Source organism: Pseudomonas sp. TE3899 (assembly GCF_056279105.1).
In genome coordinates, this window is the sequence record NZ_JBWBQR010000001.1 from 1590719 (window position 1) to 1616998 (window position 26280).

The following is a 26280-nucleotide window of genomic DNA, read 5'->3' on the forward strand; positions in this document are numbered from 1 at the left end:
AGGAATACTCGCGCTGCGCGGGGTGTGGGGCAATGGTCAAAGCTATCAAGTTGCGTGACTGGTTTGGCCAAGGATTGAGAGGCGTGGCGCCTGGAAGGCCGCCTTCGCGGGCAAGCCTCGCTCCTACAGGACCGGGGCGTACACACCCCCTGATCGTTCCCACGCTCTGCGTGGGAATGCAGCCCGGGACGCTCCGCGTCCCAACAGCGGACGCAGAGCGTCCATTGAGGCATTCCCACGCGGAGCGTGGGAATGATCGGTGTCTAGCTGGCTTCGTTAAGGATAAGGCTCCGATAGTGCCCCGGATTGGTCCCCGACCACTTGCGAAACGCCTTGTAGAACGAACTCGCATCAGCAAACCCCAAGCGCGCCGCTATCTCGACAAAGCTGATTGAGGGTTCGGCCAGCCAGACAATGGCCAACTCCTTGCGCACGCTGTCTTTGAGGCCCTGCCAGGTCTGCCCTTCTTCGGCCAGGCGCCGGCGTAGCGTCGAGGCGGACATGCACAACTGATGCGCCAGGGCTTCGGTTTCCGGCCATTGCTCGGCGGGCAGTTGCCGCAGGTCATGCTTGATCCGACTGGCCAGGCTCTCCGGGTCGCGGTATTTGACCAGGATGTTGGCCGGCGCGTGAGCCAGAAAGCGTTTGAGCTCTTCGGGGCTGCGCTTGATCGGCAGGTCCAGGCAATCGGCGGCGAAAATCATCCGTGTGCGCGGCCGGTCGAAGCGCAGGTTCTCGGAAAACATCACCTGATAGTCATCGCAAAAATCCGGCGCCGGGCAGCGCAGTTCGATGGCCATGATCGGAATCCGCCGCCCCGCCAGCCAACAGGCAACGCCGTGCACGATCATCCAGTAGGTGAAATAGGTGAAGGCCCGACGTGGGGCCTGGTCGTCTTCGAGCAAGACGATCTCCGCCAGACTTTGCTGGCGCACCAGTTGCGCGGGCAGGTGTTCGAGCATCAATGACAAGAAGCCCAGGCCCGAAGTGAGGCCTGCGGCGAGGTTCGGCTGGACCATGGCGCAGCGACACAGAAACGCCAGGCTACCGGATTTGAGCTGGCGCGGGTCCATGCCGAAAAACTCATCGTCGCCGCGCCGGGCCAGCAGGCGCCACAAACGGGCGTATGCGGTGGCCGGAACCCGGGCGCCGGGGCTCAACAGCAACGCCGGATCGATGCCGACTTTATGCAACACCTCGTCAGTCGCGGTGCCGGGGGCGCAGCTTTGCAGCAGCGCTTCGCGCACCAGTTGGATAGAGATGGTGTCCTTTTCCGACATTGAACGTCACTCGAGCGCACTGAATAATCTGTCGGCCATCTTAGGCAGCACGCCGTAAAAAGCCAGTCTTGTGCTAAAGCCGACTCAATTACCGCAGCGGATGGCCGATAGGCTGTTGCCGGGAATTCCGGTAATGGACATGGAGTTGTGAACGTTATGATCGTCGGCATTGATTTGGGCACGACCAACAGCCTGGTTGCGGTGTGGCGCAATGGCGCGCCCGAACTGGTCCCCAACGCCCTGGAAAGCCTGTTGACCCCAAGCGTGGTGGGCCTCGATGACGAGGGTCGGGTGCTGGTCGGTCAGGCCGCCAAAGAGCGTTTGCAGACGCATCCTCACCTGACGGCGGCATTGTTCAAGCGCCACATGGGCAGTGCCCATGAACTGCGCCTTGGCACCCGCTCGTTCCGCCCGGAAGAGTTGTCGGCACTGGTGCTGCGCAGCCTGAAGGAAGACGTCGAGCGCCACTATGGCGAAACGGTCACTGAAGCCGTCATCAGCGTCCCCGCCTATTTCAATGACGGGCAGCGCAAAGCCACGAAAATCGCTGGCGAACTGGCCGGGCTCAAGGTCGAGCGACTGATCAACGAACCGACGGCGGCCGCCCTCGCCTACGGACTGCATCAACGTGACAGCGCCAGTTCGTTCCTGGTGTTCGACCTCGGTGGCGGCACATTCGATGTGTCGATCCTCGAACTGTTCGATGGCGTCATGGAAGTGCGCGCCAGTGCCGGTGATAACTTTCTCGGCGGTGAAGACTTCGACACCGTGCTGGTGCAGGCCTTTACCGCCGCCCACGCCAATCGCATCGACCTGCCCTCGCTGACCGAGCCGACGATCGCCCATCGTTTGCGCCGCGAAGCCGAGCGTGTGCGCCATGCCCTTGGCCAGGCCGACAGCGCGACCTTTGTGTTGCGCCATGGCGACGGCCAATGGGAGCAGACGTTCACCCAGGCGCAACTGGCCGACCTCTGCGCGCCGCTGCTGATGCGTCTGCGCACGCCGATCGAAACCGCGCTGCGCGACGCGCGCATTCGGCCGTCGGAGCTGGATGAAGTGCTGCTGGTGGGCGGTACGACCCGCATGCCGATGATTCGGCGCATGGTCGCCGGGCTGTTCGGCCGGTTTCCTTCGATTGCGCTCAACCCGGACGAATCGATTGCCCTGGGCGCGGCGGTGCAAGCGGCCCTCAAGGCCCGGGATGCGGCACTGGAAGAGGTGGTGTTGACCGACGTTTGCCCGTACACCCTCGGGATCGAAGTCGCGGTCAGCGTCGGCGAAAATGCGCAAGCCGGTCACTACCTGCCGATTATCGAGCGTAACTGTGTGGTGCCGGTCAGCCGGGTCAAAACGGTCTCAACCCTGCGCCACCATCAGCGCGTGGTGCAGTTGAAGATCTATCAGGGCGAAAGTCGCTGGGTAAAAGAAAACATTTACCTGGGGGAAATGGACATTGAGGTGCCCGTGGCGCCGGCGGGCGAGATTAGCATCGATGTACGCTTCACCTACGATAACAACGGCCTGCTCGAAGCCGAGGCGCTGATCAACCGCACGGGTGAACGCCGGGTCCTGGTGATCGAAAACAATCCCGGCGTCCTCGCTCCCGATGAGATCCAGCAACGCCTGGCCGCACTGGCCAACCTCAAGGTTCACCCGCGCGAGCAGCAGGTCAACAGCCTGCTCAATGCCCGTCTCGAGCGGCTGTATCAGGAAAGCCTCGGCGATTTGCGCCAGCGCATCGATCAAATCGCCAATCGCTTCCAGCAAGTGCTCGATACCCAGGATGAACGCGCGATTCGCGAACTGCGCCTGCAACTCACGCAACAGCTCGATGAGCTGGAACAAGGCGTGTGGCGGTGAATTGCTGGGCCATTCTGGGGCTGGAAGCCGATGCCGATTCACGCAGCATCAAGCGCCAATACGCAATCCTGCTCAAAGCCCACCGCCCGGATGAAGACCCCAGCGGTTTTCAGCGTCTGCGCGAAGCCTACGAACAGGCGCTGGAATGGAGCCGCCGCGAACCGGCGATGGAATCGAGGCCTCGTGAACCGGCGATGGCGCCGCTCACTCAGCACCCCGTCACCACGGAAACAGAGCCTGCCGCGCCGCCGCTTGAACCGGTGCTCAGTTTTGAGCTGGAGCATCTGGAGGTTGAGCGCACCCACGGCGCACATCGGGCGGCGCAGTTACTCGAAGACGTTACGGTTGATCAACTCGATCAGCGTCTGGCCCAGGCCCGGGTGTCTCATTGCAGCCGGGAGTTCGAAGATCAGTTACTAACGTTATGCCTGTCACCGCGCGACGACAGGCGATTGTTGATCGCCTGGGGGATGGAGCAGTTCCGCTGGTTCACCGCCTGGCAACGCCCGGATTTATCGCCGCACGAGCTTGAGTGGGTGCTTCGCGCACACTGCGAGCATGTGGAAGAGGGTTTGCGCGAGCTGATGGACGCAGGCCAGGTCGACGCCTTCATCAAGCGCTATCGGGTGCTTAAGAAAGTCGACTGGCTGCAGTCGTTCGAACGCCACGACTGGTTCAATGCAACGTTGGCCCGTTTACTGTTGGAGTCGAGTTTCTGGTCGCAGCATGTGTTCGAAACGCTGTGCTCCCATCAGCAGTGGAATGCGGCCGAAAATGGAGGGCGTTGCCCGCCCGCTTATTGGTCGGCACTGGTGCAGCGTCAAGACGAGCAAGCGTTTCTTGAAACACTGGAACGCCTGGCGGTCCTGAATGATCGTGATCCCCTGAGCCGCGCATCGCGCTTGTTGTTGACGCCGATGACCGACACCGAGCGAAGCGCCTTCGCTCGGCGTTTCTTTGAAGCGGACTGGAACGCCTGCCGCACGCTCAGCGAGAAGCTGCGGCGCCTGGACCCGGCGCGATGCCAAGCCATGCCCAACGGCGATCCGTATTTCTGGAAGGCGCTGATGCAGCCCCGCCGCGCCTGGCCGATGTTCGCCGGGTTGCTTGGGGCATCGCTCACGTGGGCCGCCGGTGAATACCTCAGTGATCAATCCGGCCTCGGTGTCAGCTTCGCCGCAATGCTGTTCTGGCTCTGTGTGCTGGCGACGCCCAGCGCGGCGTTGCTGTGGGCCTGGTGCCCGATGGCGGACCGGTTCTGGTCATTGGATGTGCGCTTGAGCAGCGTTTTATCGCCCCGGCTCAGTTTCAGGCGCCCTGCTCCACTGGTGCTGCGTGAGTTGCTGCCTTGTTGGTTGATGGGGGCGCTGACCTGGGCCTGCTGTGGCGCAGCAGCCTTTGCCAGCTACACCGTGGTGCTGCTGACGCTGGGCGGATTGAGTCGTGTGGCCTGGCCGCAAGCGTTAACCATCAAGCGGCCCGAGGTGCGGCTGCCTGCCTTGAGCGCGGCAGCATCGATAGCGCTGATGATCGGGGTCATCGGTACGACGTTCCTGGTTTACATCATTGTCAGCAGTCAGTTGATGGGCCCGGATCAAGGTTTGCAACCGTTTGCCAAGCGTGGCTGCAACGGATCTCTGGACAGCCGTCAGGAATGCCGGATCGCCCCCACCCAGGCGCAATGGTATGGGCAATCACCTGCACGGGAGGGTCGGCCATGAGCAGACGCATCAAGGCAATCGTCATCACCGCCGTGCTCACAGTGACTTTTCTTGGCATGTTGCGGGAACATCAGAACACCCTGCTGGCGCCGATTCAGCGTTGGCTCCAACAGCCCGGCCTCGCAGAGCAGGAAAAAGCCACTGCCCTGCGTCCGTTGATTGCCTGCCTGAACGCGGTCGACAGCCGCTGGCGTCATGCCTATAGCCACTACTTGAAGCGCGGTAGACCCGTCGATCCGACCCTGAAAGCGCGTTTCCCCGAAGACTTCGAGCCGATGGTCAGCGTGCGCGAGGGGCTTGACTACCCGAGTGTTCACGCGGCGTATGGCTGTCGGCTGAACACCGCACAAAAAGACAATCTGCAGAAGTCGGCACCTGAGTTGCTGCCGTTGCAAAATCGTTTTGAAGCGATGCTGACGGCCGCCAACGAAGCGGCCGGGAGCTTCGATTTTTTCAGCCCCAAACCCCTCTATTCCGTCAGCCCCGCAGACAAGTCCGAGCGCGACGCCCTGTTTATCCCGCTGGTCAACGACTACCTCGTCGCCTCTGACCAACTGCGCCGTGCGTTGGATACACAGGACCAGGCTCTGCGCCAGGTCCAGCTCGAACAACTCAAGACCCGGGATCAACTCAAGTACGCGCACATCCTCACCTACATGCTCGAAGCGCGAACCCTGATGCTCAAGCTCGACGAGCGTGTTCGTGAGCAGCGCTTTAGTGCCAATGACCTGAGCGGCGCGACCCTTGCGCTGCAACAAGCCTGGGACGACGGCAGCCAATACCTGCAAGCCCACCCGGCCACCAGCAATGCCGATTACCCGGAAACCATCTGGAACTACGTGCGCTTGCCCGGCAAGCATTACCTGGACGCGGTCAACACACTGCGCGACGACTGGGCCGCCAAAGCCCCGCCGCAACAATTGAGTGACGACTATGAGCGGATCGGCCGCCGCTATGATCAGTTGATCGAGGTGTACAACGACCGGGTGAATCCACTGTTTTAAAGGGGCACTTGATCAGGTGTTCAGCTTAGGTTCAGCTAAAGTCAATAGATGGCATATGAGAATGAGTGTCATTATGTTACAAATTAGCAACCTAACTAACACTACGGTGCTGAATGCTTGTTCCCTTTTTGATCATGCTGCGCGAAGGCATTGAAGCCGCGTTGATCGTCGGCATCATTGCCAGTTACCTCAAGCAGACCGGTCGTGGCCAGTGGATGCCCGCCGTGTGGATTGGCGTGTTTCTCGCCGCTGCGCTGGCCCTGCTGGTCGGCGGTGGCCTGGAGTTGATGAGCGCCGAGTTCCCGCAGAAGCAACAGGAACTGTTCGAAGGCATCGTCGGTCTGGTCGCCGTCGGCATCCTCAGCTCGATGGTGTTCTGGATGCGCAAGGTGGCGCGTTCGATCAAGCATTCCCTGCACGTGTCCCTCGATCACGCGCTGGCCGGTTCCAAGCATCAGGTCACGGCGCTGATCGCGATGGTGTTTTTCGCCGTGGCCCGGGAAGGCCTGGAAACCGTATTTTTCCTGCTCGCGGTGTTCCAGCAAAGCGAAGGCCCTGGGGCACCGATTGGCGCCCTGCTCGGTCTGGTCCTGGCGATCATCGTCGGCTTCCTCATCTATACCGGCAGCATGCGCCTGAACCTCGGCGCGTTCTTCCGCTGGACTGGCCTGTTCATCCTCGTGGTGGCCGCCGGCATCCTCTCCAACTCGGTGCAAGCCCTGCACGAAGCCGGCGTGTGGAATCACCTGCAAACCGTGCTCTTCGACTTCAGTGCCACGCTGCCGATGGACGGCCCGCTGGGCTCGGTGCTGGCTGGCATGTTCGGTTACCAGGACGCGCCCACCGTCAGCACCCTCGGCGCATATCTGATTTATCTGGTGGTGGCGCTGGTGATGTTCTTCCTCCCCGCCCCCGCGCCCACCAAGCAACCTTCTTCCGTTTCCAGCCAGTAAGGGCTTTCATGTCAACGCCAACTCCTCCCGTGGCTTCCCCTCCCCGCGCGCTGCGCTGGGCGGTGGCCGGTTCGGTGATCGTGATGATCGCGGCCGGCGGCCTGTTCTACTACGCCTCGAAAATGGCCGCGGCCAAGCGCCAGACCAACCACGATGAAGTGGTGGTGAACATTCACCCTAAAAGTTGTGAGCCGAATGCGCTGACGGTCCCGGCCGGGCATTCGAGTTTCCGCATCGTCAACCGCTCCGACCGGGCGGTGGAATGGGAAATCCTCGACGGCGTGCTGGTGGTCGAAGAGCGGGAAAACATCGCGCCGGGCCTGAGCCAGGTGATCAACGCCAACCTGGCCCCCGGCGACTATGCGATCACTTGCGGGTTGCTCAGCAACCCGCGCGGCACCTTGCACGTGACGCCGACCGCAGCCTCCGATGCTGCCGCCAAGGCCCGGCCGTCGATGGCTGCGTTCATCGGGCCGCTGTCTGAATTTCGCGTGTACCTGAGCAGCCAGAGCAGCGCGCTGATCAGAGCCACGACCGCGCTGAAAGACGCCATCGAGGCCGGCGACCTGGCGCAAGCCCAGGCGCTTTACGTGCCGGCCCGCGTCGCGTATCAGCGGATCGCCCCGGCGGCACAGCGGCTGGCCGAACTGGACAACGCCGTCAACGCCCGGGCCGATTACTTCGAAAAACGCGAACAGGATCCGGCCTTCACCGGTTTCCATCGCCTCGAATACGCGCTGTTCCAGCAACGCAAACTCGACGCCCTGACGCCGGTGGCCATGCAATTGATCATCGACATCACCACGCTCAAACAGCAATTGCTCGCCCAATCCCTGCCACCGGAGCAGTTGGTGAGCATCGTGGTGCGCACCCTCAACAGCATCGCCGAAGTACGCGCCAGCAGCGGTGAAGAGGAACGCTACAGCCACTCCGACCTGAACGGCTTTGTCGCCAACCTCGACGTGACCCGCAAAGTGGTCGACCTGTTGCGGCCGTTGCTGAGCAAGTCGGCCGCCGAGCTGCTGCCGAAGATCGACAGCGCCATCGGCGCATTCGACGCCGAACTCAACGACTTCAAGGTCAAGGATGGCTACGCCAGCTACGACACGGTCAGTGCCGAGCAGCGCAAACAGATCGCCGACAAGGCCAAGGCCCTGGCCACCTTGCTCGACGAAATCGATCCAGCCCTTGGCCTTTCCGGCCTGTAAGCAGAAGACGACTTTTAGATGAAAGACTTAGAACAGTTTTCCGCCCAGCGTCGCCGCGTATTGATGGGCATGGGCGCCGCCGGTGTCGCATTGGCCGGCAGTGCCCTGAGCTGCCCGGCGATGGCCGCGTCCAGCCAGGTGACCGAAGCCCCGAGCAGCGATAAGACCGAAGACCGCCACGCCTTTTACGGCCAGCACCAGAGCGGCATCGTCACGCCGCGCCCGGCGTCGGGCATGTTGGTGTCGTTCGATGTACTGGCCAGCGACCGGGAAGACCTGGAGCGGCTGTTCCGCACTCTCAACGAGCGCATCGCGTTCCTGATGAAGGGCGGCCCGGTGACCCAGGTCGATCCGAAGTTGCCGCCGGTGGATTCGGGGATCCTCGGCCCAGTGGTCACGCCGGACAACCTGACCATCACCGTGTCCGTCGGCGAGTCGCTGTTCGACGAGCGCTTCGGCCTGGCCAACGCCAAACCCAAGCGCCTGATCCGCATGGTCGGTTTTCCCAACGATGCCCTGGAAGCGGATTGCTGCCATGGCGACTTGAGCTTGCAGTTCTGCGCCAACACCACCGACACCAACATCCACGCCCTGCGCGACATCGTGAAAAACCTGCCGGACCTGCTGCTGGTGCGCTGGAAACAGGAAGGCAGCGTGCCGCCGCAAGCCCCGGCCAAACCCGGTGTGCCGGCGCAAAGCGCGCGTAACTTTTTGGGCTTTCGTGATGGCTCGGCCAACCCCGATTCCAACGATGCCAAGGCCATGGACAGCATCGTCTGGGTCCAGCCTGGCAGCGACGAACCGGCCTGGGCTGCGAATGGCAGCTATCAAGCGGTGCGGATCATCCGCAACTTCGTCGAACGCTGGGACCGCACGCCCCTGCAGGAACAGGAAAGCATCCTCGGCCGGGTCAAAAGCACCGGCGCACCGATGGGCGGCGAGCATGAAGGCCAGGTCCCGGACTACGCCAAGGACCCGCAAGGCAAGTTGACCAAGCTCGACGCGCACATCCGCCTGGCCAACCCGCGCACCGCCGCGACCCAGGCCAACCTGATCCTGCGCCGACCGTTCAACTATTCCAACGGTGTGAACAAGAACGGCCAGCTCGAAATGGGCCTGCTGTTCATCTGCTACCAAGCGGACCTGGAAAAAGGCTTCATCACCGTCCAGACCCGACTCAACGGTGAACCGTTGGAGGAATACCTCAAGCCAGTGGGCGGCGGGTACTTCTTCACCTTGCCGGGTGTCTCGGGCGACAAGGACTTTATCGGTCGCTCGCTGCTTGCCGCGACACAACCCGCAAAAACTGCATAACCCCCAACACGGAACCGTCCCATGAAAAAGTCGCCACTCGCGTTAATGCTGACCCTTGGCTTGCTCAACACCCCGTTTTCGGCTTTTGCGGCGACGGCGCCGCTGGATCTGGTGGGACCGGTCTCGGACTACAAGATCTACGTCACCGAACAACTGGACCAACTGGGCGAGCACACCCAGAAATTCACCGACGCCGTGAAAAAAGGCGACCTGGCCACCGCGCAAAAGCTCTACGCACCGACCCGCGTGTTCTACGAGTCAATCGAACCGATTGCCGAGCTGTTCAGTGACCTGGATGCGTCCATCGACTCCCGGGTCGACGACCACGAAAAAGGCGTGAAAGCCGAAGACTTCACCGGTTTCCACCGCATCGAATACACGCTGTTCTCGGAAAAAAGCACCCAGGGTCTGGACGCACTGGCCGACGGCCTGAACAAAGACGTCAAGGACCTGCAAGCCCGCGTCGCCGGCCTGACCTTCCCGCCTGAGAAAGTCGTCGGCGGTGCCGCTGCCCTGCTGGAAGAAGTCGCCGCAACCAAGATTTCCGGCGAAGAAGACCGCTACAGCCACACCGACCTCTATGACTTCCAGGGCAACATCGACGGCGCGAAGAAAATCGTCGACCTGTTCCACCCGCAGATCGAGAAGCAAGACGCGGCGTTCATCGCCAAAGTCGACAAGAACTTTGCGACCGTGGACAAGATCCTGGCCAAGTACAAGACGAAGGATGGTGGTTTCGAGACTTACGACAAGGTGAAGGAAACTGACCGTAAGGCACTGGTGGGACCGGTGAATACCTTGGCTGAGGATTTGTCGACGTTGCGTGGGAAGCTGGGGCTGAACTGAGTTTTTTAGCGTCTGGCTGGGCCCCTTCGCGGGCAAGCCTTGCTCCTACGGGGTTATGGGTCGGTCACATTATTGTGATTTGACACCAAACCACTGTAGGAGCGAGGCTTGCCCGCGAAGGCCTTCTCAAAAGCAATACAGCAACCAGCCTGTGTTACCCCTCACAACATCCGATAGAGCAACCGCTCAATCCGCACCCGACTCACCCGCTTGAGAAACTTGGCCACCGCCGCCGGGTATTCCGGCAGGGTTTCGAGGTCCAGGTAACGCTCGACGCGCCGGGTGTTCTCGAAAATCTCTGCCAGTTCTTTATTGCGCGGTGCCTGCAATTCGCTTTTCGGGTCGTCGATCAGCAAGGCGTTTTCCAGATCGAGCCGGAACGCCCGTGGGTTGAGGTTGTTGCCGGTCAGCAAGGTGTAGCGCTGATCGATCCACATGCCCTTGAGGTGGTAGGTGTTGTCGCCGTCGCGCCACAGGTGCAGGTTCAACTGGCCGCTGTCGATGTTGCGCTGATGGCGCTTGGCGAAGCGACGTAGGCTGATCTCGTAAAGGTATGGCAGCGCCGCGATGACTTTGAACGGCTCGCTCGGCGGGATGTAGAAGTCGTTAGCGGTCTTGTCGCCGACGATGATGTCGATCTTCACCCCACGAGCCAGGGCCCGGTTGATTTCCCGGGTGACTTGCAGCGGCAGGTTGAAGTACGGCGTGCAGATGGTCAGCTGATGCTGGGCGCTGGCGATCAACTCGCAGATCACCCGGCTTAGCGGGTTGTTCTTGCCTACGCCGAGCAACGGACTGACCGACAGACCACCTTTGGCGGTGCTGCCCAGTGTGGTGTCGTACGTCGCGTGCTTGAGGCGGCTGCGCAGGTCGCCGATGTCGTTGCGCAGGCTGCGGGTGGTCGGCAGGTTCGGCAGGTCGAGGCGATGCACCGCCTTGGAGGCGATCAGGCCGTGCTGGATCAGGTGCTGCATGGAATCGGCCAGCGCGCTGTTCTGCAGCAGGTGATAGCGGTCGTAGCGGTACTTGTCGAATTTGTGCAGGTAAACGTTGTTCAGGCTCGCGCCGCTGTAGATCACGCAATCGTCGATCACGAAACCCTTCAAGTGCAGCACGCCGAACAGTTCGCGGGTCTGCACCGGCACGCCATACACCGGCACAACGCTGGCGTGGGTGCGGGTCATTTCCTGATACCACGCCGAGTTGCCCGGCTGCTTGCCGGCGCCGATCAAGCCACGCTGGGCGCGCAACCAGTCAACGACCACCACCACGTCCAGCTCCGGACGCGCCAGTTTGGCGGCGTGCAAGGCATCGAGGATTTCCTGGCCGGCTTCGTCCTGTTGCAGGTACAACGCGACGATATAGATGCGCTGCGTCGCCTGGGCGATCTTCTCCAGCAGGCAACGCCGGTATTCGGCGGCGCCAGAAAGGATGGTGACGGCATCGGCGGTCAGCGGAAAACTGCGCAGTTTGGGCAGCAGAGAGCGTTTGAAAAGCGACGGCATAGGGCTCGCAAAAAGGTCGAATCCGAAGAACCCGAGAGCTTACACCATGGATCGCCTTGGGTCTTGTGAGTGTCTGTGAAGGCCTCTTCGCGGGCAAGCCTCGCTCCTACAGTTAAACGCACTCCCCTGTAGGAGCGAGGCTTGCCCGCGAAGACAATTTCACAGGCACCAAAAATATCCGCTTGACCAAGGAGAACGATCGTTCTACTGTTTGCCCCATGAACGAAATTACTAGCAACGACACACGCGACATCATTCTGGATGTCACCGAAAAATTGATCTACAAAAGTGGCATCGCTGCCACCGGCATGGATCTTCTGGTGAAAACCGCCGGGGTCTCCAGAAAGAGTATCTACCGCTACTTCGCCAACAAGGAGGAGCTGACCGTCGCCGCCCTGCAACGCCGCGACGAGCGCTGGATGCTCTGGTTCAGGACTGAAGTCGACAAGGCCCCGACCCCGGCCGACCGGCTGCTCAACCTGTTTACCGTGCTCACCCGCTGGTTCAACTCCGAAGGCTTTCGCGGCTGCGCCTTTATTAACACCAGCGGCGAAACCGGCGACCCGCAAGACCCGGTCCGCCTGGTCGCCAAGGACCACAAACAGAAACTGCTCGACTACGTGCGCGAGCTTTGCACCGAACATGGCGCCACCGATCCGCAGGCACTGGCCAAACAGCTGCTGATCCTGATCGATGGAGCCATTACCGTAGCGCTTGTGATGGGTGATCACAGTGCCGCCGATAATGCGCAATGCATGGCGCGAAAGTTATTGGACCTGTAACTGCTTAATCAAGCCGTTGTTAACTTTTGTTTTATAAGGAGACACTCAAATGTCATCTAATGCCGAAGTTCGTCCGCCATTACCGCCGTTCACCCGTGAATCGGCCATCGAAAAAGTTCGTCTGGCCGAAGACGGCTGGAACTCCCGCGACCCGCAGCGTGTGTCCCTGGCCTACACCCTGGACACCAAATGGCGCAACCGCGCCGAATTCGCCTACAACCGCGAAGAAGCCAAAGGCTTCCTGACCCGCAAATGGGCCAAGGAACTGGACTACCGGCTGATCAAGGAACTCTGGGCCTTCACCGACAACCGCATCGCCGTGCGCTACGCCTACGAATGGCACGATGACTCGGGCAACTGGTTCCGCTCCTACGGCAACGAAAACTGGGAGTTCGATGAGAATGGTTTGATGGCCAACCGTTTTGCCTGCATCAACGACATGCCGATCAAGGAAAGCGAGCGTAAATTCCATTGGCCGCTGGGGCGACGTCCTGACGATCATCCGGGCCTGTCCGATCTCGGTCTGTAAACCGAGACCGATCGTTCCCACGCGCCTGCGTGGGAATGCCGCCACGGACGCTCCGCGTTCGATGTGACGCAGAGCGTCACGGGATGCATTCCCACGCGGAGCGTGGGAACGATCATTACGCGACTGCCGCTTGTTCTTTCACGCCAGCCTTGGCCTCAAGCTCCCGCACCAACGGCAACACCCGATTGCCGAAATACTCCACCTCTTCCTGGAAATGCAGGAACCCCGCCAGCACCAGGTCCACGCCCACCGCTTTCAACGCCACGATGCGCTCGGCAATCTGCTGTGGTGTGCCGATCAGGTTGGTTTTGAACCCGTCGTTGTACTGCACCAGGTCCTCGAACGTCGACTTGGCCCAGTTGCCCTCGCCTTCCGGCGACGCCCTGCCCGCCTGTTTCGCCGCATCACCAAAGGCATTCACCGCTTCCGGATCGGCCTGGTCGATGATCTGCGCCAGGACGGCGCGGGCTTCTTCTTCGGTGTCGCGGGCGATGACGAAAGCATTCACCCCAACCTTGACCGAGTGATTGTTCGCCGCCGCCTTGATCCGAATGTCATCGACCTGGGCCTTGATGCCTTCCGGGGTATTGCCGTTGGTGAAGTACCAATCCGACACCCGCGCCGCCATGTCCCGGGCTGCGCGTGAGCTGCCGCCCTGGAAGATTTCCGGCTGGCCCAGGGGTTTGGGCTTGAGGCTGTAGTTGTCGAAGCGGTAGAAGTCGCCGCGGAAGGTGAAGTTGTCCTGGCTCCAGATGCCCTTGAGCGAGCGGATGAATTCTTCGGAACGGCGATAGCGTTCGTCGTGTTCCAGCCAATGTTCGCCGATGGCCTGGAATTCACCTTTGAACCAGCCGCTGACGATGTTCACTGCTACCCGGCCATTGGTGAGTTGATCGATGGTCGCCAGTTGCTTGGCTGCCAGCGCCGGTTGCCATGGGCCAGGCAGGATCGCCGCGATGACTTTGAGTGTGGTGGTGGCGGCCAGCAGCGCGTGGCTGAAGGCGACCGATTCGTGTTGGAACTCGGCGCCGTAACCGGCGGTGAAACGAATCTGGGTCAAGGCGTATTCGAACCCCGCCGCCTCGGCCAGTTGCGCCAGTTTGCGGTTGTAGTCGATGCCCCAGTGGGTGCGTTGCTCGATCTTGCTGACCACCAGCCCGCCGCTGACGTTCGGCACCCAGTAGGCAAATTTGACGGCTTGCTGACTCATTGGCGTGTCCTCGGGACGTTGGAGAAGTCTTTGGGACAGAGCAGCAACCGTGCCAGCACCGAATTTCTTTTGGCGAACGAGAACTGTGGCGAGGGGGCTTGCCCCCGTTGGGTCGCGAAGCGGCCCCGCTTATCCCTGAAAAGCAGGGGCCTGTTGCGCAGTCCAACGGGGGCAAGCCCCCTCGCCACAGGGAGTGCCGTTTGCCATAGATAGAGGGTGTGTCCCGGACAATTTGCTGCTGCGCTGTTGGTGCAGCAACACCTGACGTCTCGCTGAAATCCACTTAGCGCAATAAAACCTGGCCCGACCGCTTCGGCATGGACCGTGCAATCGACCCTGTCTCTACTGCCGATCCAGGAACAGCCCCATGACCGAACACCAGGTAATCAACCCCCTCTCCACCGGCACCGACTACGAAACCCTCGCAGCACGATTCCGGCCAATCTTCGAGCGCATCGCCGCCGGCGCCGTTGAACGCGAACAAACCCGCCGCTTGCCCTACGAACCGATCCAATGGCTCAAGGAGGCCGGATTCGGCGCGGTGCGCGTGCCGGTGGAGTACGGCGGTGGCGGTGCCTCGGTGCCGCAGTTGTTCGAACTGTTAATCGAACTGGCCGAAGCCGATTCCAATATCCCGCAAGCCTTGCGCGGGCATTTCGCCTTTGCCGAGGATCGCCTCAACGCCGCCCCCGGCCCGGCACGGGACGTCTGGTTCAAGCGCTTTGTGGCCGGCGACATCGTCGGTTGCGCCTGGACTGAAATCGGCAGCGTGGCCATCGGCGATGTGATCACCAAAGTCTCGCCCCATGGCGATCAATGGCGGCTCAACGGCGAGAAGTTCTACAGCACCGGCAGTCTGTTTTCCGACTGGATCGACGTCTACGCCCGGCGCAGCGACACCGGTGGCGACGTGATCGCCGCCGTGCGCACTCGCCAGCCCGGCATTGTGCAGAGCGATGACTGGGACGGTTTCGGTCAGCGCACCACCGGCAGCGGGACGTCGCGGTTTATCGATGCCGAAGTCGACGCCGAAAACATCATCGACTTCGCCACCCGCTTCAAATACCAGACTGCGTTCTATCAACTGGTGCTGCTGGCGTCCCTGGCCGGCATCGGCCGCGCCGCTTTACGTGATGTGGCGCATCAGGTGCGCGAGCGCAAACGCATCTACAGCCATGGCAATGCGCAGCATGTGAGTCAGGATGCGCAGATTCAGCAAGTAGTCGGTGAGATTGCGGCGTTGGTGTATGCCGCCGAGGCCAGTACCTTGAGGGCGGCGCAACCGGCGCAGAAAGCTTATGAGGCACGCTTCTCTGGCGATGACGTTTTGGAGCGTGCCGCCAATGTCGCGGCGGAAATCGAATCGGCCAAGGCGCAGGTGGTGGTCACCGAATTGATCCAGCGCGCAACCACCGAGCTGTTCAATGCGCTGGGGGCTTCGGACATTCGTGAAGGGAAATCCCTGGACCGGCATTGGCGCAATGCGCGGACGGTGTCGTCGCACAATCCGGTGATCTACAAGGCGCGGATTGTCGGGGATTGGGTGATTAACGGGACTGAGCCGCCGTTTGTGTGGCAGATCGGGAATGGGCCTGAGCGTAAGTAATGTGTCGTCAGGGATGACGCCTTCGCGGGCAAGCCTCGCTCCTACATTTTGGAATGCGTTCCCCTGTAGGAGCGAGGCTTGCCCGCGAAGAGGCCAGACGGGTCGCCGCAAAGGTTCGATATGGGTAAGATACCGGCCTTCCCCGCAGCCCTTTCTGCGCCCCGCCGAATAAGCCGATTCCATGCCTTTCGAACTCAGCGTTGACCTCACCACCCTGGCCATTCTGGCCGTTGTCGCTTTCATTGCCGGTTTCATCGACGCCATCGCCGGCGGTGGCGGTCTGTTGACCACGCCTGCGCTGTTGACCGCCGGCCTGCCGCCGCACCTGGTGCTGGGCACCAACAAGCTGAGTTCGACTTTCGGCTCGGCCACCGCCAGTTTCACCTTCTACCGGCGCAAGCTGTTCCATCCGCGGCAATGGGTGCATGCCATCGTCGGCACCCTGGTCGGTGCGCTGACCGGTGCCGTGGTCGCGCATTACCTGCCTGCCGAATGGCTGAACAAGATGCTGCCGGTGATTGTCTTCGCCTGCGGCGTTTATCTATTGTTTGGCGGCACGCCGAAAGCGCCGCTGGACAGCGACGCACCGATCAAGAAGAAGTGGCAATCGACCCAGGGCTTCAGCCTCGGTTTCTATGACGGCGTGGCGGGCCCAGGCACCGGGGCGTTCTGGACCGTCAGCAGCATGCTGATGTACCCCATCGACCTGGTGAAGGCCAGCGGCGTGGCCCGCAGCATGAACTTCGTCAGCAACATTGCGGCGCTGTCGGTGTTCGTGTTTTCCGGGCAGGTGGACTGGATCATCGGCCTGAGCATGGGGCTGTCGGTGATGTTCGGCGCGTTCTTCGGCGCACGCTCCGCCATCAGCGGCGGAGCGAAGTTCATTCGCCCGGTGTTCATCACCGTGGTACTGGGCTTGACCGTGCGGTTAGCCTGGCAGCACTGGTTCAGCGTGGCCTAAGCGCCGCGCCAGATACACGTCGATCAGGTAACGGGCAATCGAGCGCGATGCCGGCAACGGCGGCATCGCGTGGATGTTGAACCACTGGGCGTCTTCGATCTCGTCTTCCTGGCAGACAATCTCGCCCCCCGCGTATTCAGCGTGGAAACCCAGCATCATCGAATGCGGGAACGGCCAGCACTGGCTGCCCATGTACTGGATGTTCTTGACCTCGATCTGCACTTCTTCGCGGACCTCGCGAATCAGGCAATCCTCGGCCGACTCTCCCGGCTCGGCAAACCCCGCCAGCGTGCTGTAGACCCCGGCGACGAAGCGCGGTGAACGGGCCAGCAACACCTCATCGCCACGGGTCACCAGCACGATCATGCTCGGCGAAATCCGTGGGTAATAACGGATATCGCACGGTTCGCAATACATCGCCCGTTCGCGCGGCACCTGATGCGTCGCTTGCCCGCAATTGCCGCAAAAGCGGTGTTCGCGGTACCAGGTGCCAATCTGCGCCGCGTAGCCGAGCACCTTGTAGACGGTGTGATCGCCCTCCAGCATGAACGCCCGCAGACCTTTCCAGTTGCAGCCCGGCACTTCGCTGGCGCAACGCAGCTCCAGCAGGTAAACCGGTTCGCCATCGAGATGGCCGATACCGTGCTCGGCCAGGATCGACAAGTCCTGGCGCTTGAGCCATTCCCGGGGGAACAGCGCGCCGTTGTCATCGAACAGAAAGCCTTCGGGGCTGCGTGCCACGGCCCAGCCGCCGGGTTGATCGGTGTCCAGTACTGCGGTGGTCCAGCGTGAAATCATGGTTAATCAGTCCAGAAATTCGGGTTTCTGTTTGCTCATATGGGCGGCCATGGCCACGCGCAAATCGGTGGATTGCAGCATGGCGGCGTTCCAGGTGGCGACGTATTCGAGGCCGTCGTCGATGCGATGGTCGCGCATGTAGCTGATCATTTCCTTGGTGCCGGTGATGGCAATCGGCGACTTGCCGGCGATCTCCCGGGCAATGCCCATCACGCCATCGAGCAGGCCGTCGCGGTCGCTGTAGACCCGATTGACCAGGCCCATGCCGCGCGCTTCCTCGGCACCAAAGTGGCGACCAGTGTAAGCCAGTTCACGCAGCATGCCGTCACCGATGATCCGCGGCAAGCGTTGCAAGGTGCCGACGTCGGCGGCCATGCCGATGTCGATTTCCTTGATCGAGAATTGTGCGTCTTCGGCGGCGTAGCGCATGTCGCAGGCGGCGATCAGGTCGATGGCGCCGCCCAGGCAGTAACCCTGGATCGCGGCAAGCACCGGTTTGCGGCAATTATCGACCGCATTGAATGAGGCTTGCAGGGCGAGGATCTTGCGCCGCAGCAGGCGCGCATTGCGCCCGACATCCTTGCCCAGTTCGTTGGCCACGCCGGCCAGCATCATCAGGTCGATGCCCGAGGAAAAGTGCTTGCCGGCGCCGCTCAGGACCACCACCCGCACTTCGTCGGTGTCGTCGATCCACTGGAAAATCTCGATGATCTCGCTCCAGAACGCGGCGTTCATCGCGTTGATCTTGTCCGGGCGGTTGATCTGCACATGGGCGATTTTGTCGGCGAGTTCGACGGTGAACGCGGTGTACTGAGACATGGCAGTGATCCTTGACCGGGCGGAAAATGAGGCCCGAACTATAACAAGGCATCGCGGGTGGGAGTAAGGCAGTGGTTCGGCCAAATGCGGGACTGGTTTTGGGTGCTGTGGTGTCTGGTCTGACGCCTTCGCGGGCAAGCCTCGCTCCTACAGGGATCGCGCGCCCCTGTAGGAGCGAGGCTTGCCCGCGAAGGCTACACCGCCGATCTAACTGCCTTTCACCGCCACAAACGCCGCCGTCACATACGGCACGGTAATCACCTCCCTGCCCCGCAACTCGGGCTCGCCTTCAATCAATGCCCGCAGCTGCGCATCGACCTTATCCCGCTGCACCTGAGGCAACGCCGCAATGAAGCTAGTGGACCGTACCCGATTGAAAATCACATCTTCCGGCGAACCCGTGTGCCCATGCCCGAAATGCTCAGCCTGCAACGGCCCGAACGCCTTGTGGGGAAAGGCCAGCCGCCAGGCTCCGGTGTAATAACGCGGGGTATCGCCTTCCAGCGAGTTGACGATCGCGTCGAGTTTCGGCACCCAACTCACTCGGGTGTCGCGCAGGTTCCACACCAGGCCCAGCTTGCCGCCCGGCTTGAGCACCCGGGCAATTTCGCTGAGCGCCTCGAGGCTGGCGAACCAGTGGAAGGCCTGGGCGCACACCACCACGTCCACCGAGGCATTGGGCAGCGGCAGATCGGTGGCGGTGCCGCTCACCGCCAGCACGTCAGGCAACGCGGCGGACAATTTTTCGAGCATTTGTGGCACCGGTTCCACGGCAATCACCTGCGCCCCGGTGGCCACCAACCGTCCGGTGAACTTGCCAGTGCCGGCGCCGAGGTCGATAACGGTTTTGTCGGCATTCAAACCCAGGGTGCCGGTCAGCCAGTCGGCCACTTGCGGCGGATAGTCCGGGCGACCGCGCACGTAGGTGTCGGCGCCGGTCCTGTAGCCATCGGCGGCGACAGGGTGAATATGTTCTCTCATCGCAGTTCTCCCGATACACATCAATGCAGTCGAGCATAGCGTCTGGCTTAATGCTTTCCTTGCAAAGAGCTGCACAACGAAATGAATAATTGTTCACACAGCGGTGTTCACTGCCCATCGCTCATAAGGAAAGCCCATGAACACTCCGACCCGTTACGACCGCCTCACCATGAGCCTGCACTGGCTGACTGCCGTGCTGGTGATTTTCCTGTTCTCCAGTGCACTGATCTGGGATCAACTGGCTAAAGGCACGCCGCTGCGTAAAGGGCTGCAATCGGTGCACATTTCCTGCGGCATCCTGCTGGCGGTGATTGTTATCGGTCGATTGATCTGGCGACTGTCTCGTGGCCGCCGACTGCCGCCGCTCAATCGAGGCATGATGAACATTGCAGCGAAAACCGCGCATTTGGCGCTGTACCTGCTGTTGTTGAGCCAGATTGTGCTGGGTTTTATGTTCCGCTGGGCGCAAGCAGAACCGTTCAACTTCTTCGGGTTGTTCGATGTCCCGGCCCTGATGACGTTCGATAAAAGCATGAAGTCGGTATTCGGCGGCCTGCATGAAAATGTCGCCTGGGTCATCGTGATTCTGGCCGGGCTGCACGCGGTGATGGCGCTGGTTCATCATTTCGGCCTGCGGGACGGCACGTTGCGCCGGATGCTGCCAGGGCGCGATACAAACTGAGGCGAATAAAACACCGGGGCCGGGTGTTCTTTAGATGCATGCCCTCGAATTCTGTTTTCACTGTGAATGGAGTTTCACCCATGGATATCCGTTTCGCTGTTTTCACCGCCCCGCTGTTGCTGGTCGCAGCGCTATCCAGCTCTGCGGCGTTCGCCCACGGCGACGAGGATGAGCCGGCCAAACCCAACTGCCCCAAAGGCCAGGTGTTCGACAACAAGTCGAACAAATGCGTGCTGCAAACCAGCAGCCTGGTGCCGGATAACGACCGTGTCGACTACGCCTACCGCCTGGCCAAGGACGGTCGCTACGAAGAAGCCCTGGCCCTGCTTGATACGCTGAAAAACCCCAACACCGCCAAAGCCCTCAACTATCGCGGCTACGCCACGCGTAAACTGGGCCGCACCGACGAAGGCATTGGCTATTACCTGCAATCGGTCAAACTCGACCCGCAGTATGCGCAAGTGCGCGAATACCTCGGCGAAGCGTATGTGATCAAGGGTCGGCTGGATCTTGCCCAGGAACAGTTGCAGCACATCAAATCAATCTGCGGCAGCACCTGCGAGGAATACCAGGACCTGGCCGAAGCCATCCACGATTCATCGAAAACCTGACACCGAACGGACGGAGGTCGCCATCGCCAGCGATCAGGCAATACGAGCAGAGTTGGGCCAGCATCTGGCGCGGTTATGGCGCTACGGCTTGCTGCTGTCCCGACAACGGCATGTGGCCGAAGACTTGGTGCAAGCCACGTGCGTGCGGGCGCTGGAACGGGCCGGGCAGTATGAGTCAGGTACCCGCATGGATCGCTGGCTGCTGAGCATATTGCATTCGATCTGGCTCAATGAAGTGCGCGCCCGGCGTGTGCGTCTGGGCCAGGGGTTGGTGAATGCCGACGAGGCGCTGTCGTTCGACGGCGAACACGCGGCGCAAACCCATGTGCTGGCGGCGCAGGTGATCCGGCGCGTCGATGCTCTGCCTGAAGCCCAGCGCGAAACGGTGTACCTGGCCTACGTCGAAGGCTTGTCCTACCGCGAAGTGGCCGAGGTGCTGCAAGTGCCCATCGGTACGGTCATGAGCCGCCTGGCCACCGCCCGCCTGAAACTCGCGGAGTACCCGCCCTTGCACACCGTACCGAGCAACACCACAGGAGAACGTCGATGACCGACCCCCTACGCCCGACGATCCCGACCGATGAACAATTGGTGGCCTACCTCGACGACCAGCTCGACACCGAACAGCGCACCCGCATCGACGCCGCCATCCACGATGACCCGGCGCTCAACCTGCGCCTGCAATGGCTGGCCCGCAGCAGCCTGCCGTTCAAGGACGCGTATGACCAACTGGGCAAGCAAGCACCGACAGATCGCTTGCAAGCCATGCTCGACACCTTGCCCAGCCCTGCCCGTCCGGCGCTGAACCGCCGTTGGTTTCTGGCGGCGGCGGCCGGTCTGGTGCTGAGCAGTGTAGTCGCGGATCGATTGTTTCTCGGCTGGCAGTCGAGCCAGCAGAAAAGCAACTGGCGCGGGCTGGTGGCCGACTACATGTCGCTCTACGTGCCGCAAACCCTGGAACACTTGCCTGGCGACGAGGCGACTCAGCGCGCGCAACTGCGCACCATCGACAGCCGTTTGGGCCTGAACCTCGCGCCTGCAAAACTGGTGTTGCCACGCCTGGAGCTCAAACGCGCGCAAATCCTCGAGTACGAAGGCGTACCCATCGCCCAGATCACCTATCTCGACCCTACCCACGGTCCGATGGCACTGTGTGTCACGCGCTCCAACAAAGGCAGCCGGCCGTTTGCCCATGAACGCCGGCACGACATGAACGTCGTGTTCTGGGCGGACACGGAGCACGCCTGGATGCTGATCGGGCACAACCCCGTGGCGGACCTTGAGGACATGGCCAAAGTCTTGAGAAGTCGGCTGAGCGTATAACGCCAATTATCACTATGCTTGGCGCCTGACTTCCAAGGCGCCCTCCCATGCCGCATCCCTCGCTCCACCCTTCACGCACGGCTTTGCTGGTGATCGACGTGCAGAACGACTTCATCCCCGGCGGCCAACTGGCGGTGCCCGAAGGCGACCTGATCGTGCCATTGATCAATCAACTGGGCGGCCAATTCAAGCAGGTGATCATTACCCAGGACTGGCACACGCCCGGACACGCCTCGTTTGCGTCCAGCCACCCCAATCGCCAGCCTTACGACGAGATCCAACTGCCCTACGGCAAGCAGACGCTATGGCCGGTGCACTGTGTGCGGGATACCCCTGGGGCGGCACTCCACGTGGAGTTGGATTTGCCCCATGCGCAACTGATCATTCGCAAGGGCTGTAATCCGGACATCGACAGTTATTCGGCGTTTCTGGAGGCCGATCGCACGACCACCACGGGCCTGGCCGGGTATTTGAAGGAACGCGGCATCGACACGGTTTACATGGTCGGGCTGGCGCTGGATTTCTGTGTGATGTACTCGGCGCTGGATGCGCGGGCGGCGGGGTTCAATACGTTTGTGGTGCTGGATGCGTGTCGGGCGATTGATCTGCAGGGGTCGCTGGCTGTGGCGATTGAACGGATGCAGGTGGCTGGGGTTGGGTTGATTTCGACTAAAGATATTTTGGGTTGACGCCTGTCCTGTGGCGAGGGAGCTTGCTCCCGCTCGGCTGCGCAGCAGTCGCAAAACATGCCAGCGCGTTGTAATTGAATGAACGCTGGGGGCTGCTTCGCGGCCCAGCGGGAGCAAGCTCCCTCGCCACAGGTGGGTATGCTTGCCGTCAGTTCGGTGTGGGGAGCCACAACCGGAACCGCGCCCCACTCAGCGGCGAAGGCTCAACCGTCAACGTCCCGCCCTGCGCTTCCAGGGCGCGGCGGCTGATGGCCAGGCCGAGGCCGAAGCCGCCGGTCGCGCGATCCCGGCTTCGATCCAGCCGATAAAACGGCTCGAATATCCGCTCCCGCTCATCCTCCGGAATCCCGATTCCGTCGTCATCGACCCAGATCTCGCAGCCCTTGGGGCATACCTTCACGCCAACCTGAATGCGCTTTTCGCAATAACGCATGGCATTGCGCAGCAGGTTTTGCAAGGCACGCGCCGTCAGGCGCGGGTCGAGTGTGAAGCGTTCGAGTTGGCCGTGCAGCAACACGTCAATGACGATATCCGGTGATTCCAGTTCCTCATCGACACTGCCCAGAATGCTGTCGATAAACTCATCCAGCGCCACTTCAACCCGCTCCGGCAAGCGCGCCGGATTTTGCAAGCGGCTGTAGGACAACAATTCCAGCACCAGCTCATCCAGTTCTCGGATGTGCGCGACCAGCCCTTGCAGGCGTTCGCGGCTCGGCGCCGGCATGTCATCCGAAAGGGCCAGGGCCAGGCCGAAATCCAGGCGTGTCAGCGGCGTGCGCAGTTCGTGGGATACGGCGTTGAGCAAGTCGCGCTGCTGGTTGAGCAGGTTCTCGATATCGCCGGCCATGGTGTCGAACACGTTGGCCAGGCTGCCGATGTTGGATTTATGCGAGATCTGCGTGCGTTCGCTCAGGTGCCCTTTGCCGAAGCGTTCGGCCGTGCCTTTCAAGCGCTCCAGATCGCGCCAGTGCGGGCGCAGCCACAGCAGCAGGCACGCGAGCATCATCGCACCGATCAGCACGTTGATACTCCAGTACAACAAATTGACGTCCAGCGGATCCGGCGGCACCACCATCTGCACCACGGTCCGATCGTTCAACGGCGCCACCGCCAGGGTGCGCCAGCCCCAGTCGCCGATCCGCACCACGTTCTCCCCGCGCTGCAAGCGTTCACGCTCCTCCAGGGTGAAGTCGTCGTCATCCTTGCCGCTCAACACGATGTGCAGCGGCTGGAACTCCTTGTCCATTTCCGCCGCCAGGGCCGGCCATTGTTCGCTTGGCACGGCGTGGAACTGCTTGACGATCAGGGTCTGCAAACCACGGGAATAATCGAGGTTGTAGGTGACGAAGCGTTCATGGAACAGCTTGATCACCACATCCGGCACCAGGTAAATCGCCGCGCTGTACGAAACGATCGTCACCAGGTACAGGCGAAAGAGGATTCTGAACATCGCCTCAGCATTCCCACTCGGAGCGACTGAACAGGTAGCCCTTGCCCCACACGGTCTTGATCTTGCGCGCCTCGCCAGCGTGATCGTCGAATTTGCGCCGCAGCTTGGAAATCGCCACATCCACCGAGCGGTCGGTGCCGTTGAATTCGATGCCGCGCAGGCGTTGCAGGATCTGGTCGCGGCTCAGCACTTCGCCGGCATGCCGGGCCAGCACCACCAGCAGGTTGTATTCGCCGCTGGACAGCTCCACCAGTTGTTCGCGCCAGGTCACCGTGCGCTCGGACAGGTCGATGCACAGGTTGCCCATCAGGATGCGGTCGTTGGCGGTCTGCGGTTCGCCGAGGCTGCTGCGCCGTAGCAAGGTGCGCACCCGGGCCAGCAAGACGCGCGGCTCGCAGGGTTTGGTGACATAGTCGTCGGCGCCCATTTCCAGGCCCAGCACTTGATCATGGCTGTCGTCCCGGGCGGTGAGCATCAGGATCGGCAATGTCGCCGAATCGGCGCGAAGCAAGCGGCAGACTTGCAGCCCGTCAAGGCCCGGCAGCATCAGGTCGAGGATCACCAGGTCCGGCGGATTGACCCGCGCGCGTTCGCGCACATGATCGCCGCGGCTGATCACGCTGACGCAATAGCCGTTGCGTTCCAGGTAGCTGGCGATCAGTTCGGAGAGCGCGGTGTCGTCTTCGACCAGGAGGATGTTGGGCATGGGGTGTTTCCAGAAAAAGTGCTGTGGCGATCTTTCGGGCGTCTTCGCGGGCAAGCTTCGCGCCTACACAGGTATCGCATTCCCCTGTAGGAGCGAAGCTTGCCCGCGAAGGCGCCCGAACGGTCGCTGAGAAATTCAAGGGCCCAAGGATATACGCCCTCACGCACCCGCGAGTAAAACCCTTACACAATTTCACACAGCGCCTACAAAGCTTCACCGCTACTCTCGCCGACTCCCCGTAGGATGCCGGGGTCATTATTGGGGTATTCACATGTCAAAGAACCTGCTTGCCACGCTCAGCCTGATTGCACTGGCGTTGACCCTGAGCGCTTGTGACAAGTCCTCGACCGCTGAAGAAGCGGCGCCGCTGGCCACTGTGCGCATCGAAACCATCGAAGCGCGGCCGCTGTCGATCAGCAGCGAATTGAGCGGGCGGATTGTCGCGCCGCGCATTGCCGAAGTCCGCGCTCGGGTGGCCGGCGTTGTATTGCAGCGCACCTTCCGCGAAGGCAGCGACGTGAAACAGGGCGACGTGCTGTTCCGCATCGACCCGGCACCGTTCAAGGCGGACCTGGACAGCGCCGAAGCGGCGCTGCGCAAGGCCGAGGCCAATGCCTTCCAGGCCAAGCTGCAAGAGCAGCGCTATTCGCAGTTGATCGAAGGCAACGCCATCAGCGGCCAGGACTACGACAACGCCCGGGCCAATGCCCGGCAAACCGCCGCGGATGTGTCGGCCAATAAAGCCGCCGTGGCCCGGGCCAAGCTGAACCTGGGTTATGCCACCGTCACCGCGCCGATTTCCGGGCGCGTCGGCCGTGCCCTGGTCACCGAAGGCGCACTGGTCGGACAGAATGAAACCACCCCGCTGGCGTTGATCCAGCAACTGAACCCGATTCATGCCGACCTTACCCAGTCGACCCGTGAACTCAACGACCTGCGCCGGGCCTTCCGTTCCGGAAACCTGCAGCAGGTTGGCCAGGATCAGGCCAAGGCCACGCTGATCCAGGATGACGGCAGTCTGTACCCGCTGCCGGGCAAGCTGCTGTTCGCCGAGATCAGCGTCGATCCGGGCACCGGCCAGATCATCCTGCGCAGCGAGTTCCCCAACCCGGACCTCGACTTGCTGCCGGGCAGCTTCGTCCGTGTACGCGTCGAGCAAGGGGTCAACCAGCAAGGCATCAGCGTGCCGCAGCGGGCGATCCAGCGCGACAGCGCCGGGGTGGCCCAGGTGATGTTGCTCGACGCCGAGCAACGGGTCGGTCTGCAACCGGTGCAACTGAGCGCGGTGCAGAACGATCGCTGGATCGTCACCGGCGGCCTCAAGCCCGGCGACCGCATCGTCACCGAAGGCCTGCAACACGCCAAGCCTGGCGAGAAAGTGCAGATCGACGACACCCCTCTTCCACTTGCCCAGGTTTCTGGTCAGTAAGCAGGACGCTTTT

Annotated in this window: 25 protein-coding genes; 17 read left to right on the forward strand and 8 right to left on the reverse strand. The window is 61.6% G+C overall.

Features of this window, described 5'->3' with window-relative positions; all coding sequences use genetic code 11:
• Window positions 1-263: 263 nt before the first annotated feature.
• Window positions 264-1280: an AraC family transcriptional regulator gene (locus ACZ89E_RS07125; protein WP_149662020.1), complete on the reverse strand. Its 1017-nt coding sequence runs from the start codon at window positions 1278-1280 to the stop codon at window positions 264-266.
• Between the two features lie 156 nt (window positions 1281-1436).
• Between ACZ89E_RS07125 and ACZ89E_RS07130 the strand changes: the two genes are divergently transcribed.
• The 7 genes from ACZ89E_RS07130 to efeO (ACZ89E_RS07160) all read left to right on the forward strand — a co-directional run bounded on the left by ACZ89E_RS07130 (window position 1437) and on the right by efeO (ACZ89E_RS07160) (window position 10186).
• Window positions 1437-3140, forward strand: a complete 1704-nt coding sequence (locus tag ACZ89E_RS07130) for a molecular chaperone HscC (RefSeq protein WP_149662037.1) — start codon at window positions 1437-1439, stop codon at window positions 3138-3140.
• Window positions 3137-4861 carry a hypothetical protein gene (locus ACZ89E_RS07135; RefSeq protein ID WP_476255212.1) on the forward strand — a complete coding sequence of 575 codons (1725 nt, stop codon included), beginning with the start codon at window positions 3137-3139 and terminating at the stop codon, window positions 4859-4861. Before ACZ89E_RS07130 ends, ACZ89E_RS07135 begins: the two co-directional genes overlap by 4 nt.
• The gene (locus ACZ89E_RS07140; protein ID WP_476255213.1) at window positions 4858-5865 is read left to right on the forward strand and encodes a DUF3829 domain-containing protein; all 1008 of its coding nucleotides are present in this window, start codon (window positions 4858-4860) and stop codon (window positions 5863-5865) included. Before ACZ89E_RS07135 ends, ACZ89E_RS07140 begins: the two co-directional genes overlap by 4 nt.
• Window positions 5866-5978: 113 nt before the next feature.
• Window positions 5979-6818 (forward strand): iron uptake transporter permease EfeU, encoded by an 840-nt coding sequence (efeU, locus tag ACZ89E_RS07145; RefSeq protein WP_149662023.1) that lies wholly within the window; start codon window positions 5979-5981, stop codon window positions 6816-6818.
• Window positions 6819-6826: 8 nt separating this feature from the next.
• Window positions 6827-8026: an iron uptake system protein EfeO gene (efeO, locus tag ACZ89E_RS07150; protein ID WP_476255214.1), complete on the forward strand. Its 1200-nt coding sequence runs from the start codon at window positions 6827-6829 to the stop codon at window positions 8024-8026.
• An 18-nt stretch (window positions 8027-8044) separates the two neighbouring features.
• Window positions 8045-9340, forward strand: a complete 1296-nt coding sequence (efeB, locus tag ACZ89E_RS07155) for an iron uptake transporter deferrochelatase/peroxidase subunit (RefSeq protein ID WP_476255215.1) — start codon at window positions 8045-8047, stop codon at window positions 9338-9340.
• A 21-nt stretch (window positions 9341-9361) separates the two neighbouring features.
• Entirely contained in the window at window positions 9362-10186 is an 825-nt protein-coding gene (efeO, locus tag ACZ89E_RS07160; protein ID WP_463257322.1) for an iron uptake system protein EfeO, read from the forward strand.
• Between the two features lie 161 nt (window positions 10187-10347).
• Here the strand turns inward: efeO (ACZ89E_RS07160) and pssA are convergent, their stop codons facing one another.
• Complete coding sequence (gene pssA / locus ACZ89E_RS07165; RefSeq protein ID WP_463257321.1) at window positions 10348-11691, reverse strand: CDP-diacylglycerol--serine O-phosphatidyltransferase; 1344 nt, start codon at window positions 11689-11691, stop codon at window positions 10348-10350.
• Between the two features lie 218 nt (window positions 11692-11909).
• On the opposite strand from pssA, the gene ACZ89E_RS07170 reads away from it, so the two are divergent.
• Window positions 11910-12473, forward strand: coding sequence for a TetR/AcrR family transcriptional regulator (locus ACZ89E_RS07170; RefSeq protein WP_476255216.1), 564 nt, complete (start codon window positions 11910-11912; stop codon window positions 12471-12473).
• 49 nt (window positions 12474-12522) lie between these two features.
• Window positions 12523-13002 (forward strand): nuclear transport factor 2 family protein, encoded by a 480-nt coding sequence (locus tag ACZ89E_RS07175; protein ID WP_133836485.1) that lies wholly within the window; start codon window positions 12523-12525, stop codon window positions 13000-13002.
• 115 nt (window positions 13003-13117) lie between these two features.
• Here the strand turns inward: ACZ89E_RS07175 and sfnG are convergent, their stop codons facing one another.
• A complete protein-coding gene (gene sfnG / locus ACZ89E_RS07180; RefSeq protein WP_476255217.1) occupies window positions 13118-14212 on the reverse strand; it encodes a dimethylsulfone monooxygenase SfnG in 1095 nt (364 codons plus the stop codon).
• A 367-nt stretch (window positions 14213-14579) separates the two neighbouring features.
• Here sfnG and ACZ89E_RS07185 point away from each other — a divergent pair, with 367 nt between their 5' ends.
• The gene (locus ACZ89E_RS07185; RefSeq protein WP_476255218.1) at window positions 14580-15818 is read left to right on the forward strand and encodes an acyl-CoA dehydrogenase family protein; all 1239 of its coding nucleotides are present in this window, start codon (window positions 14580-14582) and stop codon (window positions 15816-15818) included.
• A gap of 181 nt (window positions 15819-15999) precedes the next feature.
• Window positions 16000-16779 carry a TSUP family transporter gene (locus tag ACZ89E_RS07190; RefSeq protein ID WP_476255219.1) on the forward strand — a complete coding sequence of 260 codons (780 nt, stop codon included), beginning with the start codon at window positions 16000-16002 and terminating at the stop codon, window positions 16777-16779.
• On the opposite strand, the gene nudC is transcribed toward ACZ89E_RS07190, so the two are convergent.
• The 3 genes from nudC to ACZ89E_RS07205 all read right to left on the reverse strand — a co-directional run bounded on the left by nudC (window position 16747) and on the right by ACZ89E_RS07205 (window position 19377).
• A complete protein-coding gene (nudC, locus tag ACZ89E_RS07195; protein ID WP_476255220.1) occupies window positions 16747-17577 on the reverse strand; it encodes an NAD(+) diphosphatase in 831 nt (276 codons plus the stop codon). The two genes, ACZ89E_RS07190 and nudC, sit on opposite strands and share 33 nt — an antisense overlap.
• Before the next feature lie 6 nt (window positions 17578-17583).
• Window positions 17584-18396, reverse strand: a complete 813-nt coding sequence (locus tag ACZ89E_RS07200) for a crotonase/enoyl-CoA hydratase family protein (protein WP_476255221.1) — start codon at window positions 18394-18396, stop codon at window positions 17584-17586.
• Window positions 18397-18603: 207 nt separating this feature from the next.
• Complete coding sequence (locus tag ACZ89E_RS07205) at window positions 18604-19377, reverse strand: class I SAM-dependent methyltransferase (protein ID WP_476255222.1); 774 nt, start codon at window positions 19375-19377, stop codon at window positions 18604-18606.
• 136 nt (window positions 19378-19513) lie between these two features.
• Here ACZ89E_RS07205 and ACZ89E_RS07210 point away from each other — a divergent pair, with 136 nt between their 5' ends.
• The 5 genes from ACZ89E_RS07210 (at window position 19514) to pncA (ending at window position 22682) form a co-directional block, all read left to right on the forward strand.
• Complete coding sequence (locus ACZ89E_RS07210) at window positions 19514-20059, forward strand: cytochrome b (RefSeq protein WP_149661764.1); 546 nt, start codon at window positions 19514-19516, stop codon at window positions 20057-20059.
• 80 nt (window positions 20060-20139) lie between these two features.
• Window positions 20140-20670: a tetratricopeptide repeat protein gene (locus ACZ89E_RS07215; RefSeq protein WP_149661763.1), complete on the forward strand. Its 531-nt coding sequence runs from the start codon at window positions 20140-20142 to the stop codon at window positions 20668-20670.
• A gap of 52 nt (window positions 20671-20722) precedes the next feature.
• Complete coding sequence (locus tag ACZ89E_RS07220) at window positions 20723-21220, forward strand: RNA polymerase sigma factor (RefSeq protein WP_218585806.1); 498 nt, start codon at window positions 20723-20725, stop codon at window positions 21218-21220.
• Complete coding sequence (locus ACZ89E_RS07225; RefSeq protein WP_149661762.1) at window positions 21217-21993, forward strand: anti-sigma factor family protein; 777 nt, start codon at window positions 21217-21219, stop codon at window positions 21991-21993. Before ACZ89E_RS07220 ends, ACZ89E_RS07225 begins: the two co-directional genes overlap by 4 nt.
• Before the next feature lie 47 nt (window positions 21994-22040).
• Entirely contained in the window at window positions 22041-22682 is a 642-nt protein-coding gene (gene pncA, locus ACZ89E_RS07230) for a bifunctional nicotinamidase/pyrazinamidase (protein WP_476255223.1), read from the forward strand.
• A gap of 148 nt (window positions 22683-22830) precedes the next feature.
• On the opposite strand, the gene ACZ89E_RS07235 is transcribed toward pncA, so the two are convergent.
• A complete protein-coding gene (locus tag ACZ89E_RS07235) occupies window positions 22831-24132 on the reverse strand; it encodes an ATP-binding protein (RefSeq protein ID WP_476255224.1) in 1302 nt (433 codons plus the stop codon).
• Window positions 24133-24136: 4 nt separating this feature from the next.
• Window positions 24137-24838 carry a response regulator gene (locus ACZ89E_RS07240; protein ID WP_149661758.1) on the reverse strand — a complete coding sequence of 234 codons (702 nt, stop codon included), beginning with the start codon at window positions 24836-24838 and terminating at the stop codon, window positions 24137-24139.
• A gap of 271 nt (window positions 24839-25109) precedes the next feature.
• Between ACZ89E_RS07240 and ACZ89E_RS07245 the strand changes: the two genes are divergently transcribed.
• Complete coding sequence (locus ACZ89E_RS07245) at window positions 25110-26267, forward strand: efflux RND transporter periplasmic adaptor subunit (RefSeq protein ID WP_149661757.1); 1158 nt, start codon at window positions 25110-25112, stop codon at window positions 26265-26267.
• Window positions 26268-26280 lie beyond the last annotated feature (13 nt).

What these genes read in the sequence shown, in the direction of transcription:
- ACZ89E_RS07125 (WP_149662020.1), bottom strand. Translation starts at nt 1,280, where the DNA reads ATGTCGGAAAAGGACACCATCTCTATCCAACTGGTGCGCGAAGCGCTG.
- ACZ89E_RS07130 (WP_149662037.1), top strand. Translation starts at nt 1,437, where the DNA reads ATGATCGTCGGCATTGATTTGGGCACGACCAACAGCCTGGTTGCGGTG.
- ACZ89E_RS07140 (WP_476255213.1), top strand. Translation starts at nt 4,858, where the DNA reads ATGAGCAGACGCATCAAGGCAATCGTCATCACCGCCGTGCTCACAGTG.
- efeU (WP_149662023.1), top strand. Translation starts at nt 5,979, where the DNA reads ATGCTTGTTCCCTTTTTGATCATGCTGCGCGAAGGCATTGAAGCCGCG.
- efeO (WP_476255214.1), top strand. Translation starts at nt 6,827, where the DNA reads ATGTCAACGCCAACTCCTCCCGTGGCTTCCCCTCCCCGCGCGCTGCGC.
- efeB (WP_476255215.1), top strand. Translation starts at nt 8,045, where the DNA reads ATGAAAGACTTAGAACAGTTTTCCGCCCAGCGTCGCCGCGTATTGATG.
- efeO (WP_463257322.1), top strand. Translation starts at nt 9,362, where the DNA reads ATGAAAAAGTCGCCACTCGCGTTAATGCTGACCCTTGGCTTGCTCAAC.
- pssA (WP_463257321.1), bottom strand. Translation starts at nt 11,691, where the DNA reads ATGCCGTCGCTTTTCAAACGCTCTCTGCTGCCCAAACTGCGCAGTTTT.
- ACZ89E_RS07170 (WP_476255216.1), top strand. Translation starts at nt 11,910, where the DNA reads ATGAACGAAATTACTAGCAACGACACACGCGACATCATTCTGGATGTC.
- ACZ89E_RS07175 (WP_133836485.1), top strand. Translation starts at nt 12,523, where the DNA reads ATGTCATCTAATGCCGAAGTTCGTCCGCCATTACCGCCGTTCACCCGT.
- sfnG (WP_476255217.1), bottom strand. Translation starts at nt 14,212, where the DNA reads ATGAGTCAGCAAGCCGTCAAATTTGCCTACTGGGTGCCGAACGTCAGC.
- ACZ89E_RS07185 (WP_476255218.1), top strand. Translation starts at nt 14,580, where the DNA reads ATGACCGAACACCAGGTAATCAACCCCCTCTCCACCGGCACCGACTAC.
- ACZ89E_RS07190 (WP_476255219.1), top strand. Translation starts at nt 16,000, where the DNA reads ATGCCTTTCGAACTCAGCGTTGACCTCACCACCCTGGCCATTCTGGCC.
- nudC (WP_476255220.1), bottom strand. Translation starts at nt 17,577, where the DNA reads ATGATTTCACGCTGGACCACCGCAGTACTGGACACCGATCAACCCGGC.
- ACZ89E_RS07200 (WP_476255221.1), bottom strand. Translation starts at nt 18,396, where the DNA reads ATGTCTCAGTACACCGCGTTCACCGTCGAACTCGCCGACAAAATCGCC.
- ACZ89E_RS07205 (WP_476255222.1), bottom strand. Translation starts at nt 19,377, where the DNA reads ATGAGAGAACATATTCACCCTGTCGCCGCCGATGGCTACAGGACCGGC.
- ACZ89E_RS07210 (WP_149661764.1), top strand. Translation starts at nt 19,514, where the DNA reads ATGAACACTCCGACCCGTTACGACCGCCTCACCATGAGCCTGCACTGG.
- ACZ89E_RS07215 (WP_149661763.1), top strand. Translation starts at nt 20,140, where the DNA reads ATGGATATCCGTTTCGCTGTTTTCACCGCCCCGCTGTTGCTGGTCGCA.
- ACZ89E_RS07225 (WP_149661762.1), top strand. Translation starts at nt 21,217, where the DNA reads ATGACCGACCCCCTACGCCCGACGATCCCGACCGATGAACAATTGGTG.
- pncA (WP_476255223.1), top strand. Translation starts at nt 22,041, where the DNA reads ATGCCGCATCCCTCGCTCCACCCTTCACGCACGGCTTTGCTGGTGATC.
- ACZ89E_RS07235 (WP_476255224.1), bottom strand. Translation starts at nt 24,132, where the DNA reads ATGTTCAGAATCCTCTTTCGCCTGTACCTGGTGACGATCGTTTCGTAC.
- ACZ89E_RS07240 (WP_149661758.1), bottom strand. Translation starts at nt 24,838, where the DNA reads ATGCCCAACATCCTCCTGGTCGAAGACGACACCGCGCTCTCCGAACTG.
- ACZ89E_RS07245 (WP_149661757.1), top strand. Translation starts at nt 25,110, where the DNA reads ATGTCAAAGAACCTGCTTGCCACGCTCAGCCTGATTGCACTGGCGTTG.